General features: G+C 64.0%; 12 protein-coding genes. 11 read left to right on the top strand and 1 reads right to left on the bottom strand.

Annotation, left to right across the window (positions count from 1 at the left end):
• Positions 1-189: 189 nt before the first annotated feature.
• Positions 190-1539 (bottom strand): extracellular solute-binding protein, encoded by a 1350-nt coding sequence (locus IH615_RS12550; protein WP_291362211.1) that lies wholly within the window; start codon positions 1537-1539, stop codon positions 190-192.
• 292 nt (positions 1540-1831) lie between these two features.
• Between IH615_RS12550 and IH615_RS12545 the strand changes: the two genes are divergently transcribed.
• The 11 genes from IH615_RS12545 to IH615_RS12495 all read left to right on the top strand — a co-directional run bounded on the left by IH615_RS12545 (position 1832) and on the right by IH615_RS12495 (position 16219).
• Entirely contained in the window at positions 1832-2872 is a 1041-nt protein-coding gene (locus tag IH615_RS12545; protein WP_291362210.1) for a LacI family DNA-binding transcriptional regulator, read from the top strand.
• An 11-nt stretch (positions 2873-2883) separates the two neighbouring features.
• The gene (locus IH615_RS12540) at positions 2884-4809 is read left to right on the top strand and encodes a DUF5054 domain-containing protein (protein WP_291362209.1); all 1926 of its coding nucleotides are present in this window, start codon (positions 2884-2886) and stop codon (positions 4807-4809) included.
• A 293-nt stretch (positions 4810-5102) separates the two neighbouring features.
• A complete protein-coding gene (locus IH615_RS12535; RefSeq protein WP_291362208.1) occupies positions 5103-6158 on the top strand; it encodes a LacI family DNA-binding transcriptional regulator in 1056 nt (351 codons plus the stop codon).
• Between the two features lie 110 nt (positions 6159-6268).
• Positions 6269-7174: an ABC transporter permease subunit gene (locus IH615_RS12530; RefSeq protein WP_291362207.1), complete on the top strand. Its 906-nt coding sequence runs from the start codon at positions 6269-6271 to the stop codon at positions 7172-7174.
• The gene (locus IH615_RS12525) at positions 7174-8073 is read left to right on the top strand and encodes a carbohydrate ABC transporter permease (protein ID WP_291362206.1); all 900 of its coding nucleotides are present in this window, start codon (positions 7174-7176) and stop codon (positions 8071-8073) included. The genes IH615_RS12530 and IH615_RS12525 overlap by 1 nt, the downstream gene beginning before the upstream one ends.
• A 122-nt stretch (positions 8074-8195) precedes the next feature.
• A complete protein-coding gene (locus tag IH615_RS12520; RefSeq protein WP_291362205.1) occupies positions 8196-9629 on the top strand; it encodes an extracellular solute-binding protein in 1434 nt (477 codons plus the stop codon).
• Positions 9630-9812: 183 nt separating this feature from the next.
• Positions 9813-11000, top strand: a complete 1188-nt coding sequence (locus tag IH615_RS12515; RefSeq protein WP_291362204.1) for an ADP-ribosylglycohydrolase family protein — start codon at positions 9813-9815, stop codon at positions 10998-11000.
• Between the two features lie 25 nt (positions 11001-11025).
• Positions 11026-13125, top strand: coding sequence for an ADP-ribosylglycohydrolase family protein (locus tag IH615_RS12510; RefSeq protein ID WP_291362203.1), 2100 nt, complete (start codon positions 11026-11028; stop codon positions 13123-13125).
• 18 nt (positions 13126-13143) lie between these two features.
• Positions 13144-14202, top strand: coding sequence for a sn-glycerol-3-phosphate ABC transporter ATP-binding protein UgpC (ugpC, locus tag IH615_RS12505; protein WP_291362202.1), 1059 nt, complete (start codon positions 13144-13146; stop codon positions 14200-14202).
• Positions 14199-15401: a CoA transferase gene (locus IH615_RS12500; RefSeq protein ID WP_291362201.1), complete on the top strand. Its 1203-nt coding sequence runs from the start codon at positions 14199-14201 to the stop codon at positions 15399-15401. Before ugpC ends, IH615_RS12500 begins: the two co-directional genes overlap by 4 nt.
• On the top strand, positions 15401-16219 hold the full coding sequence (locus IH615_RS12495) for a CoA ester lyase (protein WP_291362239.1): 819 nt from the start codon (positions 15401-15403) through the stop codon (positions 16217-16219). The genes IH615_RS12500 and IH615_RS12495 overlap by 1 nt, the downstream gene beginning before the upstream one ends.
• Positions 16220-16267: the final 48 nt, after the last annotated feature.

The following is a 16267-nucleotide window of genomic DNA, read 5'->3' as shown; positions in this document are numbered from 1 at the left end:
CTTTCAGTAGACCTCATCCTGAGCCTGTCGAAGGACGAGGTCGTGCCCCGGAACGTCTGCGGCTGCGACCTCGTGGTTCGACACGCCCACCATGAGGTCTAGGAAGTCGCGTCGTCTGGGTGATTTCTTGGCATTTCAATGCTGCACGTCCGGCATCCCGAAAGACGCCGGACGCTTGGGGGAACAGCGTTACAGCAGGCTGACGGTGTTCTCTTCGCCGACAATGCCGATGACCGAGGCCTTGTACTGGGCCATGGCTTCTTCCGGCGACAGCTCGCCCGAAACCACGGCTTCCGTCATGCGCTGGATTTCCGCCGAGACGACATTGTAGTTCTCGTCATTGGGACGGGCGGTGGTCAGCGGCAGCAGGGTCTGGCTGGTTTCGGTCAGGAACGGGCTGTTGGGGATTTCGATATCCGTGCGGGCCGTGATGCGCGGCTGGATCGCCTGGAAGGCATTCTGCATCTCGGGCTCGTTCATGAATGAGAGCAGGGCCCACGCTTCCTTGGGTGTGTCAGTCGCCGGATTGAGCACGAAGCCCGTACCACCCGAAATGGTCACGAAATCCTGGCCGCGGATGCCGGCGCCGGGTTCCTTGGCAGGAACCTTGGCCCATCCCATGACCTCATCGCGGTTGGCTACGGCGAATTCGGAGCCTTCCGAAGTCACGGAGCGATAGAAATAGTCGCCCTCGAACAGCAGGGCGGTCACGCCATCGCGGAAATTGGCAAAGGAGCGGTTGCGGCCATCGGCAAGCAGCTGAGCGCGCTGGTCGCCAAGCTGCTCGTCGACATAGATGGTCTTGTAGAGGTTGAGCGTGTCGAGAATGCCCTGGCTCGAGACGACATACTTGCCGTTCTCGTCCATGACGGTCTCGCCCGTGCCCAGCAGTGCCAGCCAGTAGCCCTGCATGGTGGTGGCTTCGCCCATGGCGACGCCGGCATTGAGCTGGATCGGGAAGCTGTCCGGCTTGACCTTCTTGATGGCGCGGGCGGCATCGAGAACCTCTTCCCATGAGGTGGGCTGCCAGGTGTCGGCGTCGATGCCGGCCTCGGCCAGGATATCCTTGCGCGTATGGATCATGCGCACGTCGGTGCCGAGCGGGATGCCGTAATACTTGCCCTGGTACTGCATCAGCGCTTTCGAGCCATCCGACAGCACGGCCCAGCCGGACCAGTCGTTGACTTCTGGGCCGGCGACTTCGTCGAGCGGCTTGAGCAGTCCGCCTTCCACAAAGCTCGGGATCAGGAAGCCGTCAAAGGCCGTGACGTCGGGGCCGGCGCCGGTGGAGAAATCGAGCGCCAGCTGCTGGGTGAGCTGGGCGTCTTCGCCGCCGAACTGGTTGAGATTGACATTGATATCGGGATTGGCGGCTTCGAAAGCCGGAATGACACTATTCTCGATCCACTCGGCCGTGCCGCTATTGACCCCACCGATGACGCAGCGGCAGGTAATGTCCAGGTCGACGGCGAAAGCGGGGCCGACAAAGGCCGTGGCGCCGATCAGGCTGAGCGCAAGGCTGCGCAGACGATTGCTCATCGCAAATTCCTCCCATGGTATGGCTCCGAATTCTCCGGTAGCCGGCTTTGGCCTCCCCGGGCGGGGAGTAGCCATCAAAGAATGAACACGTTTTCATTTTCCGTCAATGCGGAGAATTCGCGACGGACGGTCTGCATTGAAAATGCGCGCCAGCTTTGCCAGCCTTCTGCAACGCTTCCATGACATCGGCGGATTTGGTGGACGCTTTGGCCAAGCGGCGGCTTGACAGTTCGCGGGCCCAGGGTCAGAGATTTGAACACGATTTCACCCACGGCGGTGACGGGAGGGGCAGTTGAGCGATGAGAGCGGCATAACCCGCGGACGCGCCACCGCGGAGATGGTGGCCCAGCGCGCCAATGTCTCGCGCGTGGCGGTATCGCGCGCCTTTAACCCCCACACTTCGCTCAAGCCCGAGAAGCGCGACCTCATCCTGCGCATCGCCCAGGAGCTGAATTATACGCCCGACCGCGCCGCCCGCGCCCTGGTCAGCGGTCGCTCGCACCTGGTGGGCGTCATCGTGCCCGACGTCTGCAGCCACTGGGAAAGCCAGGAAATCGACGCCCTGACCACCGCGCTGCAGAACGAGGGCTTCGCCACCCTGCTGTTCAAGACGCGCACCGACTACAGCATGGACGAAAAGCTGCTGGCCTATATGCGCGGCTTCAATCCGGATTCGGTGATCGCCTTTGTCGAGAACGTCAAGCCGACGACGCTGGCGCGCTTTCTCGACCGCGCCGTGCCCATCTATGTGCACTATCCCTATCCCGGCGAGGCCGACGATGAGGAGGCCGGGCCGCTGCATGACCGGCTCAACGTGCTGCAGCGCGCCGGCATCGAACAGGCGGTGGCCCTGTTGCAGGGCTATGGTGCGCAGCGCATCGCCTATGTGTCGGGCCTGGGCAAGTCACGCGCCAATACTGCCCGCGAGCAGATGCTGCGCACGGTAATGGCCGAGCGCGGCCTGCCGCCGCCGGTCATCGCCCCCAGCGATTACAGCTATGACATGGCCTATGCCGCCACGCTCGACCTGTTCCGCATCGGGCAGGGGGCGGACGCTATCTTTGCCGCCAATGACGTTGGCGCCTTCGGCGTGCTCGACGCGCTGCGGCACGAGCTGGGCCTGCGCGTCCCCGAGGACGTCAAGGTCGTCGGCTTCGACGACATCGCCCAGTCGCACTGGAAAAGCTACAACCTCACCACCGTCAAGTTCGACCTGGCGGAGCGCGTGCGCGCTCTGGTCCGGCTGATCCTGCGGCGGCTCAACAATCCCGCTGCGCCCGCGTTGCAGGAAACCCTGCAAACCAGGCTCGTCGTGCGCGGCACGGTGGGCTGACCGGACCTTTCATGACCGACAAGCGCATTCACCTAGTCTTCAAGACCCATCTCGACATCGGCTTCACAGACCATGCAGCGCGGGTGCGCCAGCAATATCATGACCAGTTCATCCCCCAGGCCATCGCCACCGGCGAGCATTTCTTCGCCGAGAATCCCGAGCACCCCGCCTTCATCTGGACCACCGGCGCCTGGCTGATCTGGGATCACCTCAACAGCCAGGATGCCGCGCGCGTTTCGCGGCTGGAGCGCGCCATCGAGCGCGGGCTCATTGCCTGGCATGCGCTGCCCTTCACCACCCATACCGAGCTGATGTCGCCTGCTTTGTTCCGCGCCGGCCTGAGCTATGCGCAGGAACTCGACCGGCGCTTCGGCAAGACCACCATCGCCGCTAAGATGACCGACGTACCCGGCCACACCTTGGGCATGGTGCCGCTCATGGCCGAGGCCGGCATCCGCTTCCTGCATCTGGGCGTCAATACCGCCAGCCCCGTCCCCGACGTGCCGCCCATCTTCCGCTGGCAGGCGCCGGACGGCTCCGAACTCGTCGTCATGTATCAGGCCTCCTATGGCGCCACGGACTTTCCCGCCGGCCCCGATTTGGGCCTGAGCTTTGCCCATACCAACGACAATATCGGCCCGCAGAGCGTCGGCCAGACCGTCGAGGCGTTGCGGGCCCTCCGCCACGCCCAGCCTGAGGCCGAAATCATCGCCTCGACACTCGATGCCTTTGGCGCCGAGATGTGGGCGCGCCGCGGGCCGTTTCCGGTGGTGACCCAGGACATCGGCGACAGTTGGATCCACGGCGCTGCCAGCGACCCGCTCAAGCTGGCCCGCTTCCGCGCCCTGCAGCGGCTCTATGACGGCTTCGATACGCTGACGCCCGAGCGCCAGGCCTTCGGTCGGGGCCTCACCATGGTGGCCGAACACACCTGGGGCGTCGACATCAAGACCTATCTGCGGGACGAGACCGCCTGGGACCGCCCCGATTTCGAGGCCGCCCGCCGCAGCGACTATCGCTTCACCTATACCGAACAGTCCTGGGCCGAACAGCGGGGCTATATCGCGACCGCGCTCGAAGTCCTCGACCCCGCCGACCGCCTGGCGGCGGATGCCGTGCTGGCCGAACTCGCCCCGGCCGCGCCGGCCGAACCCGTGCCCGGCACCACCCTGCGCGACAATGGCTGGACGGCCGAACTCGACGCCGTCAGCGGCGACATCGTCCGGCTCATCGCGCCCGGCGGCCAGGCCATCGATGGAGCGGCCGGGTCGCTGCTCGGCTATCGACACGAAAGCTACGACTGGACCGAGTTGCAGCGCCATCTCGACAGCTACCTGCAGCATCGCGACGAATGGGCCATTCTCGACCACGACAAGCCCGGTCTGGCCCATGCCCGCACCGCACGAACTGCCGTTTTCGCGCCGGTCCACGGGGGTGTCGGACTCGACGGGCGCACCGCCGTCGCCCGGCTGCCCGAAGATGCGCGGGCCTTGCTTGGGGGGCCGGATCGCCATGAACTTTCAATTCGGGGGCTCGATGCGCACCGGGTCGAAGTCGCTCTTGTGTTGCGCGACAAGCCCGCCAACCGGATGCCTGAGGCCGGTTTCTTTTGCTTCACTCCGGCCCAGGCAAGGAATTGGTCTCTTCTGAAGATGGGCCTTTGGCACGACGGCAGCAACATCGTCCGTCGCGGCGGCGGCCAGCTGCAGGCGGTGGAGGCGGTGCGGACAATGACTGCGGCGGGCGCGTTGGAAATCCGTATGCTTGATGCTGGCCTTATCGGCCCCGCCTCGGCAGATTTCATGCCTTTCCGGAGTGAGATCCCGGACTTTGGCGCAGGGATTAGTGTCAATCTCTACAACAACAAATGGGGCACGAACTTTCCCATGTGGTGGCAGGGGACGGTCGAATTTCGACTGATCGTAACACTGGTCTGACCTATGCGTTGTCGAAACGCAGTTCCCGGGCCGATAACGGAATGGCAGCTTTGGGCGGCCGATGTGCGATAGCGGACGTTCGACCCGCACTCGCGGGCGGCACGGATAGGCTGTTGGGTAGTTCTCCGCAGAAGCGGTGTATCCCGAGTGGCCGGCCACTGGTTGACGATGCCGATGCCACCCTTTGTTCGGGAACGTTCGAGTTTTCAAACGGGTGTCAGTTGACAAATTTAGCATTCGCGGTAACGTTCCCATGATGTGGGCTGATTGCGGCCGACGTCTTGGGATGGATCATGGGACAGAGCCGGACACGTCGGCCCACCATTATTGATGTTGCCGAGCGCGCGGGGGTGTCCAAGAGCACCGCGGCGCGGGCTTTGGCCGGTTCGTCCAATATTACCGACGAGACGCGGGAGCGTGTGGTCGCCGCCGCGACTGCGGTGGGCTACGAGCGCAATCACCTGGCCGTCGGGATGCGTTCGGGCCGCAGCGGCATGCTGGGACTAGTGATCCCCGATATTACCAACCCATTCTGGGCCGATGTGGCGCGCGGGGCCCAGGACCGGGCGGCGCGAGCCGGGGCATCGCTGCTGGTGTTTTCGTCCGATTGGGACCCCGAGGCCGAGGCGACGCACCTCAAGACGCTGCGCCGGGCGCGGGTCGATGGCGCCATCGTCAATCCGGTGTCCGACAATTTCGACGACCTGGACCGGTTCGGCTTGCCCTGCGTTTTCATCGGCTCGAGCGCCGAGCGCTTTCCCGATGTTTCGAGCGTCGGATCGGACATTGCCCAGGCTGTGCGGCTGGGGCTCGACCATCTTGTGGCCAAGGGGCACATGGCGCCGGCGCTGATCCTGGGGCCCAAGTCGCGCCTGGCGCGGGCCCGCTTCCTGCGGGCGGTGCATGAGCACTGCATCGAGCGCGATGTCGATCCGGCCATCCTTGCCATCGAAGATGGCGAATATACCGTCGAAGGTGGTCGCCTGGCGATGCGCCGGTTGCTCGACCAACCGCGGGTCGGCCACCTTGCCGTGTTCGCCGCGAACGACATGATGGCGCTGGGCGCGATGATGGCCGTGCGCGATGTCGGGCTCGATTGCCCGCGCGATGTTTCCATTCTGGGCTTCGACGGCATTCCATCGGGCGAATTCGCCTGGCCGGGTTTGACGACGGTGGCCAAGCCAGGCCGGGATATCGGCGAGAGGGCCGTCGAAAGCCTGTTCGACGAAATACAACACAAGCCGGAACACCGGCGCATCTACATGCCGTGTCGACTGATGGAGCGAGGCTCACTCGCCGATCTGTCGGCTGAGTCCCCCAAACGCGTTGCGGGGGCAGGGAGGGTCTGACCATGGTTGCCAGTGACGGACAACGGGTTGCTGCTGCGCTATCGGATGGGAACGTTCCCGCCGATGACAGGCAGCGCGGTCAGCATGCCGGCGGTTTGCCTGCAGATAGCTTGCAGCAAGCTGGTGGCTTTCTGCGTGCCGTCCGCCAATGGTGGCCCTACTACGCCATGATGGCGCCGGGCCTGCTGTTCTTCTTCATCTGGCACTATGTGCCGATCTGGGAAGCCAAGATGGCCTTCGAGCAGGTCAGGATCATTCCGCCCAATATCTGGGTCGGGCTGAAGAACTTCCAGCAACTGTTCTCGTCGCCGATCTTCTACCAGGTGCTGGCCAACACCCTGATCATTTCGGGCATGAAGATTCTCTTCGTCTTCCCGGTCCCGATCATGGTGGCGCTGCTGCTCAACGAAGTGCGCAATGGCAAGCTGCGCGGCGTCATCCAGTCAGCGATCTACCTGCCGCACTTCCTGTCCTGGGTGGTGATCGCGGGCGTCTTCATCGCGCTGCTGTCGCCGACCGATGGCGCCGTCAACCAGGTGCAGCAGGCGATGGGCTTTGGCACGACCAATTACCTGACCAATACCGGCACGATCCGCTGGGTGCTGGTGATCTCGGAAATCTGGCGCTCGGCTGGATGGGACAGCCTGTTGTACCTCGCAGCCATCTTTGCCATCGATCCGGCGCTTTACGAGGCCGCCGAGATGGATGGTGCCAGTCGCTGGCAGAAGATCTGGCACGTCACAATTCCGGGCATCATCCCCACCATTGCGACGCTGTTCATCCTCAACATGGGCATGTTCCTCAGCGCCGACCTCAACCAGGTCATCAACTTCCAGAACGACGTCAACGCCTCGGTCATCGATATCCTCGACACCTACGTCTACCGGATGGGGTTGTCGACGGGCGAATACGCGCTGGCGACGGCCGCGGGCCTGTTCAAGGCGGTGATCGGCATGATCCTCGTCGTTACCTCCCATCTCGTCAGCAAGCGCCTGACCGGCAAGGGGGTGTGGTGATGGCCAGCCAATCGCGCCGGACGCCGCTCGAGCGGGTCGAATATGTGCTGATCGTCTCGACGCTGCTGCTGCTGGTGCTGTTCACCCTGCAGCCCCTGCTCAATCTGCTGGCCCTGTCGTTCACCGACCCCAGCAAAGTCCCAGGCTTCTCGGGTCTGTCGATCATTCCCGACGGGGTTTCGATCGATGTCTGGGCCCTGTTGCTGCAGCATCCCAATGTGCAGCGCGGCCTGTTCAACTCGATCTGGATGACCGCCACCAGCGTGTGCATCGGGGTCTTCGGTACGGCGCTGATGGCCTGGGGCATGTCGCGACCCGGCCTGCCGGGGCGCCGGCTGATCTTCATCCTGGTGCTGGTGACCATCGTCTTCGAGCCCGGCATCATTCCGGACTACTTCCTGATGAAGCGGCTGGGCCTGCTCAACACGCCCTGGTCGGTGATCATGTATAAGGCGATCAGCGCCTGGTACCTGATCATCCTGATCCGCTTCTTCGAGGAAATTCCCAAGGAATTGCTGGAAGCGGCCGAACTCGATGGCGCCAACCCGTTCCAGACCTTCTGGATGGTCGTGCTGCCGCTGGCCAAGCCGGCGCTCGCCACCATCGCGCTGTTCTATCTCGTGCTGCACTGGAACGAGTTCTTCCGCTCGATGATCTACCTGAACGACCAGAGCAAGTGGCCGCTGCAGGTGGTGCTCCGGCAGTTCGTCATCGAAGGCGACAAGATCGCCATCGTCGGCGCCAACAATGCCAACAACAATATCGGCCTGGCCCAGATCAACATCCGCGCGCTCAAGGCCGGGATGATCTTCATCACCATCCTGCCGATCCTGGCGATCTACCCGCTGATCCTGAAGTTCTTCACCAAGGGAACGATGTCGGGAGCGCTCAAGGGATGAGAGCGCAGACGACCACACCAATGGCGGCCTCAGTCGTGCCGTTGCCCGTCGGGGGCGAGGTGAACAAGCATTCCGCGCAAGCGGTGGACGACCAAGACCAAGAAACCAAGGAGGAGACTAGAATGACGCTGAAGAAACTGCTGCTGGCGACAACCGCCATCGCTACGCTGGGGGCGCTTGCCGCACCGGCTTTCGCCCAGACCACGATCCGGCTGGTCAGCAAGGACCTGCTCACCACCAACCCTGACGATGTCAAGGAGATCGAGGCCATCGAGGCCGCGCTCAAGGCCCAGGGCCACGACATCGATATCCAGACCATCGACCTGCCGGGCGGCACGTCGGCCTATGTCGATGCGCTCGGCGTGATGCTGCTGTCGGGCGATATTCCCGACATCATCTACTTCCAGGGCGGTGACCAGAAGATGGCCGAGCAGGGCATCCTCGAAGACCTCAATCCCTGGATCGAGAAGTCCGAGCACATCAAAGCGGCGCTGTGGCCGCATAACGTGGAGCGTCTCGCCAACTATCCTTACCTCCTCTACGTCTATCCGCCGCGTGCGCCGCAGCCGGTGATGCGCAAGGATTGGCTGGACCAGCTGGGTCTTGCTGCCCCGACGACGGTGGAAGAATACGAGGCCCTGTTCCAGGCCATCCACGACGCCGACCTCGATGGCGACGGCACGACCGGCAACACTCTCGGCCTGACCGGCTTTGGCAACACCACCGAGCTCGATTCCGTGTTCAACCAGGCCTTCGGCATCACGGGCACCTGGATGAAGAATGCCGATGGGGCCTGGGTCAACGCCCGCGTCACCGATGCGGAAAAGGCCAAGATCGAGTTTTACGCCCGGCTGGCTGAGAAGGGTCTCTACGACAAGGAATATGTGACCAACACGTTCGACGTGAAGGAAGACAAGTTCTACACCGGCAAGGCTGGCGTGATCTTCGGCTCGTCGCCGGAAGTCATCGACATCTATGCCGGCAAGATGCGTCAGGCCCATCCCGGCGAAGACATCGAGTTGGCCCTGTTGCCCGTCCCATCCGGCCCTGGTGGCCAGGGGCTCGCGGCAGTCGACGTGTCCAAGGAGTCACGCGGCTGGGCCATGTCGTCGCTCTCCGAGCACAAGGAAGAGGCCTTTGCCGTCCTCGACTTCATGGCCTCCAAGGAAGGCCAGGATATCGACCGCATGGGTTTTGTGGATGTGCACCACACGGTGGGCGCCGATGGCACGGTGACCTTCACCGACCAGATCTCCACCTGGTATGCGCGGTTCTTCAACGCCGCTAACTGGACCCCGCCGACCCCGCTGCTGAGCCCGACTGCGCAGTCTGCTCTCGACACGATCAAGGCCAATTTCGTGGCCGACAATGCCTTCGTCTGGCCGGCCGAATACGCAGCCGATGTGGACGCGGCCGAGCAGGTCTATCGCTCCTGGGTGGCCAGGTTCATCACCGGCGAGGCCTCGCTCGACCAGTGGGACGCGTTCGTGAGCGAGTACAACGCCGCTGGTGGCCAGCGCATGGCCGAATACGCGGCGACTGTGCTGGGCGACTAGGGCAAGGGCCTAAAACCCCTCCTTGGGGAGGGGTTGGGATGGGGGTTCTGAACCATCCTCGATCTCCCAACGGTGGAGAGGCCGGAACCCCCATCCCCCAGATCCCTCCATGCAAGGGGAGGGTATCGACTGGACCATCGTCCACAGGCCCGATGGCACAACCGGAATGAAAGTCGAAGCGTCATGACCCAATCCCTCCAATCTCGTGTCCGCGGCATGTTGCATGGCATTGCGCTGGGTGATGCGCTCGGTGCGCCGGTGGAAAAGCTCTCCGCCGCCCAGATCCGCGAGCGCTACGGCCGGGTGACATCGGTCATGACGCGCTGGCACAAGATGGACCTGCCGCCCGAGCAGCGAAACCACCGCGTGCGGGGCGACGGCATCGTCACCGACGATACGCTGATGACGCTGGCGATGATGGACATCTATGCCGATACGCGCCGGCATCTTGACGCCTGGGACATGGCCGACGGCATGGTGCGCCAGATCGCCTGGATCAAGCGGTGGGTGCCCGAGCTGCAACGCGAAGTGATGCTGATCGACCGCCTGTTCTATCCCGAAAAATGGATTTTCCAGCGCCACCAGCTTTCCAGTTGCGACCCCCGCCAGGGCGGCATCGGCAACATGGTCAACTGCGGGGCCGCGATGTATATCGCCCCGGTCGGCGTGGTGAACGCCGCCGATCCGAAGGCGGCCTATGACGAGGCCATCGCCTTTGCGGCCGGCCATCAGGAGAGCTATGGCCTCGAGGCTGCCGGGGTAATGGCCGCTGCCGTTGCCGCGGCTTTCGTGCCTGGCGCAACGATCGACGCGATCGTGGACACCGTCATCGGGCTCGCCAAGGACGGTACGCGCACTGCCATCGTTGCCATAGCCGAGACGGCGCGTGCCCTGCGCGCCAGCGGCACCGACCACGCCAGCGCCTGCGACGCCTTCCACAGCGTGATTGCCCGCTATTCTGTGATGGGCGACGACGTCAATCACATGCCCGAAAAGGTGGGGCGACCCACCGATGCCTACCGCCCGAGCCGCTTGCAGGCCATCGAAGAACTGCCTCTCGCGCTGGGCTTCTGCTTGCTCAATGACGGCAATTTCCGGCGTTCAATCGAGGACGGCATCAATTCGGGCCGTGACACCGATTCCATTGGGGTGATGGCCGGCGCAATCCTGGGTGCGCTGCATGGCGAGAGTGTCATCGATGCCGCTGATCGTGCCCAGATCGACGCTGCCAACCGCCTCGACCTGCTGGCTTCCGCCGATGCCTTTACGCGCACGGTGAGCGACATCTTCGCCAGCGACCGCGCGATTGCCACCAAGCGCGACGCCGCCCGCGCTGCGCTTATCGCACCAGCCCAGGCGCTGGTTTCCTGACCACCATTGCCGAGAAAGACGGACTATGCTCTCCGAAATCCAAATCCTCGAAAAGATCTATGCCGGCTTTATCGGCAAGGCGATCGGTGTGCGCCTGGGCGCCCCCGTCGAGCCGACCATCTGGAGCTATGAACGCATCCAGAAGACCTATGGCGAGGTGACGCAGTACCTGCGGGATTTCAAGAACTTTGCCGCCGATGACGATACCAACGGGCCGGTCTATTTCATCCGCGCGCTGCGCGACTACGGACTGGATGCGACCGCCGAAGACGTGGGCAGGACGTGGCTCAACTACGCCGCCGAAGAGCATGGCATGTATTGGTGGGGCGGTTTCGGCGTATCGACCGAGCACACCGCCTACCGCAACCTGCGCGCCGGCATTCCCGCGCCGCAATCGGGCTCCATCGCCCAGAACGGCACCACCGTGGCCGAGCAGATCGGCGGGCAGATCTTCATCGACAGCTGGGGCTGGGTGAACCCGGGCAATCCGCAGCGGGCCGCGGACATGTCGGCCATGGCCGCCAGCGTCGCCCACGATGGTGACGGCCTCAACGGCGCGCGCTTCTGCGCCGCCGCGATTGCAGCTGCGTTTGAAGCGAAGAGCATAGGCGAGATCATCGAGACAGCGATGGGGACGATCGACGCCGGTTCGACCTATGCGCGGGTCTGCCGGGCGGTGATCGATTTCCACAAGGCCAGTCCGGACGACTGGCGCGCCTGCCGCGACATGCTGGAAGCGGAGTGGGGCTATGACCGCTATCCGGGCGTCTGCCACATCATCCCCAATGCGGGGGTGACCATCATGGCTATCCTTTATGGCAAGGGCGACCTGCCGCGCACCGCCGAGATCGCCACCATGGCGGGCTGGGATACCGACTGCAATGCGGGCAATGCGGCGGCGATCGTTGCCACGTTCCAGGGGCTGCATGAAGGTTGGGAAAAATATCGCAAGCCGATCAATGACTTCCTGGTGGCCTCGGGCATTGTGGGGTCGATCAACATTGTCGACATTCCCAGCTTTGCCCGCGAGCTGACGGTACTGGCGCTGCAGCTGGCGGGGCGTGACGTGCCACAGCTCTGGCTGGAGGATTTTACCCGTCGTGGGCTGCGGTTCGATTTTGACCTGCCGGGCTCCACCCATGGTCTCCGTACCGAGGGCTTCAACCAGATTTCACTGCGCCACTCCGCCGAGCGCCATGTCGAGGGCTCGCGCGGGTCGCTGGAAATCCAGCTCGACCGGTTGGAGCGCGGGCAGGGCGGACGGGTGTTCTGGAAGCCGTTCTACCGCCGCAGCGATTTTGACGACGAACGCTACCGGCCCATGTTCACCCCGGTGGTGGATGGCGGGCAGACGGTCAGCTTCAAGCTGTGGCTCGACCCCTGGAATGGCGACGGCAACCTGCGCGTCGCGCCCTATGTGCGGCGAACCATGAGTGGGGCCATCGAGGAGACTGGCGCGTGGAATGTGCCCTCGGCGGCGGGATGGCAGGATTACAGCTTCGTCGTGCCCGAGGGGGTCGAGGCGATCGACGAGATCGGCATCTCGATCGAATATTTCGGGCGGCTGAAGTTTCTCGGGCGGCTGTTCCTGGCAGACTTCAGGGTCGAAGGCGCCGGTCACACGGTGATCGAGCCCAAGACCGAGACGCAGGAATGGGGCGCGATCACGCGGTTTACCTACAATCGCGGGCACTGGACGAAACAGGATGGCCGCATCCACGGCCATACGGCGGGCGATGCCGACATGTGGACCGGGCATTACTATGCGCGGGACGTGGTGGTGACGGCCGATATGCGGCGGCTGGCGGGGGTGTCGCAACTGGTCACGGCCCGCGTGCAGGGCACCGGGCGGTTCTATGCGGCGGGCTTCGAGGGCGACGAGGTCGTGATAACAAGGGAGGATTTCGGCAGCACGGTCCTGGCGCGGGCACCGTTCAGGGTGGAGACGGGGAAGAGCTATCAGTTGGCCTTCACCCTGACGGGCACAGCGCTCAGCCTGGCCGTCGACGGGGTGCCCCTGTTGAACACCACCGATGCCAGCTACGCCCATGGCATGGCCGGCATTCGCCTGGCCTCCGCGGGCCGCATGAGCGTGGGGCGTATCGAGATCGTCGAAACGGTTTAGGCCACCAAGGAGACCAGCATGTCGGAAATCGAACTCGCCCATGTCGGCAAGCGCTATGGCGCGGTGACCGTACTCAACGATATCTCGCTGCAGATGGGAGACGGAGAATTCGTCGTGCTGGTCGGCCCCTCGGGCTGCGGCAAGTCGACCCTCCTGCGCATGATTGCCGGTCTCGAGGACATCACCTCGGGCCAGATCACCATCGGCGGCAAGGTGGTCAACAACATGCCCGCCAAGGAGCGGGACATCGCCATGGTGTTCCAGAGCTATGCGCTCTATCCGCACATGAAGGTCGCCGACAATATGAGCTTCTCGCTGCGGCTGGCGGGGACCTCCAAGGCCGAAATCAAGCGACGCGTCGGTGAGGCGGCGGATATCCTGGGGTTGGAAGACCTGCTCGACCGGCTGCCCCGCGAGCTCTCGGGCGGCCAGCGCCAGCGCGTCGCCATGGGGCGGGCGATCGTGCGCAACCCTCGGGCCTTCCTGTTCGACGAGCCGCTGAGCAATCTCGACGCCAAGCTGCGGGTCAAGATGCGCGGCGAGATCAAGCGGCTGCACCAGCGACTGGGCAAGACCATGATCTACGTGACGCATGACCAGACCGAGGCCATGGCCATGGCCGACAAGATCGTCGTGCTCAATGGCGGCCGCATCGAGCAGGCTGGCGCCCCGCTCGAGCTCTACAACAACCCGGCCAACCTCTTTGTCGCCAGCTTCATAGGTTCACCCGAGATGAACCTGTTCGACGCGCGCTATCAAGGCGGCACCGATGTGCAGGTGAAAGGCGGGCAGACCCTGCCGTTGGGGGCCGCCCTGGATATCCCGGCGGGCACCGAGATCGTCTATGGCGTGCGGCCGCAGCACATCACGCTGGGCGAGGTTGGCGTGCCGGCCAGGGTGCTGGTGGTGGAGCCGACTGGCGATGCGCAGGAGGTCCTGGCGCGCATTGGAGAAGAGGATATCTCCGTGGTCGTGCGCGATCATGCGCCGCTGCGCCCGGATGAGAGCATCCATCTGGTGATCGATCCAGCCAAGCTCTTCGTGTTCGACAAGGCAACTGGTCTGCGACTGCGATGAGCCACGCCCGCAAGTCCTTCGACCCTGCCGGGACCGGGCCGCTCGAGGGCATCCGTGTGCTCGACCTGTCGCGTCTGATGGCGGGCAACATGCTGAGCCTGCAACTGGCCGACTTCGGCGCCGATGTCATCAAGATCGAGCCGCCCGAGGGCGATCCGCTGCGCGACTGGAAGGACGACGGGCATTCCCTGTTCTGGAAAACCTATGGCCGGAACAAGCGCTCGGTGGTGTTGAACCTGCGGCAGGCGCCGGCAATGGCGGCGCTGTGGGCGCTGATCGAGACGGCTGATGTGTTCATCGAGAACTACCGGCCCGGGACGCTGGAGGCGATGGGGCTGGCGCCCGAAAGTTTGCTCGAACGCAATCCGGACCTGATCGTGGTGCGGATTTCCGGCTTCGGACAGACGGGCCCCTATGCGCAGTTTCCTGGATTCGGCACCATTGTCGAGGCGATGAGCGGCTTTGCCGATCGCACTGGGTTTCCCGATCGCGAGCCGGTGCTGCCGCCCCTGGCGCTTGCCGACATGATTGCGGGCATCTATGGCGCCTCGGCCACGATGATGGCGCTGTTCGCGCGCCAGACGGGCAGGGCACGCGGGCAGGTGATCGACCTGTCGCTGCTTGAGCCGATGTTTTCGGTGTTGGGACCGGAAGCGTCGATCCACGCAATCACCGGCAAGATCAAGCAGCGCGTCGGCAGCGCTTCCAATACGGCCTCACCGCGCAACGTCTATAAATGCGCCGATGGCAAGTTCCTGGCGCTATCCGGTTCGACGCCGGCCGTGGCGCGCCGTATCTTTGAGGTCATCGGACGTTCGGACATGAACGAGAACCCGCGTTTTGCCACCAATTCCGACCGGGTGAAGCATCGCGCGCTGGTCGACGAGGCGGTGGGTGCCTGGTTTGCCAGACACAACAGCGCAGAAGCTCTGGAAACCATGCGCAAATCCGGCGCAACGGTGGGCCCCATCTTCAACATTGCCGACGCTATGGCCGATCCACATTTCGAGGCGCGCCAGATCATCGTCGATGTCGAAGACGCCACCTTCGGCACCTTGCCGATGCACAATATCGTGCCGCGCCTTTCCGCGACGCCCGGAACATGGCGGCTGCCGGCGCCCGAACTTGGCCAGCACAATGACGAAGTGCTGCTGGCAGCCGGGATCGATCCCCAGTCCATCAGGATCGGGGCCACTTGATGCGCTCTCTCCTCTACGTTCCGGCGCATTCCGAACGCTTCGTTGCCAAGGCGCATGAGCGCGGGGCCGACGCCATTATCCTTGATCTTGAGGACTCGGTACCCAAAGATGCCAAAGATCAGGCGCGCCTCAGCCTTGCCGACGCTGTGACCATGGTGCGCCGGGGCGGCGCGACAGTGATGGTCCGTGTCAATAGCGGCGAACGGCAGCCCGAGGATGCGCTCGCTGCCTGCCGTGCCGGGGCCGATGCGCTCTACGTGCCTAAAGTTCGGAGTGCCGAAGACCTCGGCGCGCTGGCGTCAGTGCTGGAAGGTGTGGAGGCACAGGCGGGCAGGGCGCCAATGAGTCTTGTCGCCTTGCTCGAAGACCCGGCAGCTGTGCTCAGTGCCAGCGCAATAGCGAAGGCACCGCGCCTTATTGCGCTCTCGCTGGGCGGCGAAGACCTTGCGCTGGCGCTCGGTGCCCGGCCCACCCCCGACGTGCTGCGCCTGCCCAAGCTGCTGGTGCACTACGCGGCAAAGGCCGCGGGACTGCTCTCGCTTGGCCTGCTGCGCAGCGTGGCCGACTACTCCGACGTGGCTGCCATCACCGCGGCAGCCCGCGAGGCAAGGGCGCATGGCTTCGATGGGGCCACCTGCGTTCATCCAGCCGTCGTGCCGCTGCTCAACGCCGCCTTTGCACCAAGCGCAGAGGAACAGGCCTGGGCCAAGCGCGTGTTGGAACGTGCCGCTGCCGGCGAAGGAGCCTTTGAATTGGACGGTAAAATGATCGACGCTCCCATTATTGCCCGAGCGCGTGCCGTTATGTCCCAGACCTGAGACCGGGACACTACAGTGCCGGGCTAGCCACGGCCAGACAGGCAGCTC

Origin of the sequence: Devosia sp. (assembly GCF_014860165.1) — a bacterium.
GTDB lineage: Bacteria > Pseudomonadota > Alphaproteobacteria > Rhizobiales > Devosiaceae > Devosia.
Note: the sequence above shows the minus strand (reverse complement) of the source record. Positions and strands in the feature narration are given on the sequence as shown.

Coding starts and splice junctions, on each gene's coding strand:
- IH615_RS12550 (WP_291362211.1), bottom strand. CDS start 1,539: ATGAGCAATCGTCTGCGCAGCCTTGCGCTCAGCCTGATCGGCGCCACG.
- IH615_RS12540 (WP_291362209.1), top strand. CDS start 2,884: ATGACCGACAAGCGCATTCACCTAGTCTTCAAGACCCATCTCGACATC.
- IH615_RS12535 (WP_291362208.1), top strand. CDS start 5,103: ATGGGACAGAGCCGGACACGTCGGCCCACCATTATTGATGTTGCCGAG.
- IH615_RS12525 (WP_291362206.1), top strand. CDS start 7,174: ATGGCCAGCCAATCGCGCCGGACGCCGCTCGAGCGGGTCGAATATGTG.
- IH615_RS12520 (WP_291362205.1), top strand. CDS start 8,196: ATGACGCTGAAGAAACTGCTGCTGGCGACAACCGCCATCGCTACGCTG.
- IH615_RS12515 (WP_291362204.1), top strand. CDS start 9,813: ATGACCCAATCCCTCCAATCTCGTGTCCGCGGCATGTTGCATGGCATT.
- IH615_RS12510 (WP_291362203.1), top strand. CDS start 11,026: ATGCTCTCCGAAATCCAAATCCTCGAAAAGATCTATGCCGGCTTTATC.
- ugpC (WP_291362202.1), top strand. CDS start 13,144: ATGTCGGAAATCGAACTCGCCCATGTCGGCAAGCGCTATGGCGCGGTG.
- IH615_RS12500 (WP_291362201.1), top strand. CDS start 14,199: ATGAGCCACGCCCGCAAGTCCTTCGACCCTGCCGGGACCGGGCCGCTC.
- IH615_RS12495 (WP_291362239.1), top strand. CDS start 15,401: ATGCGCTCTCTCCTCTACGTTCCGGCGCATTCCGAACGCTTCGTTGCC.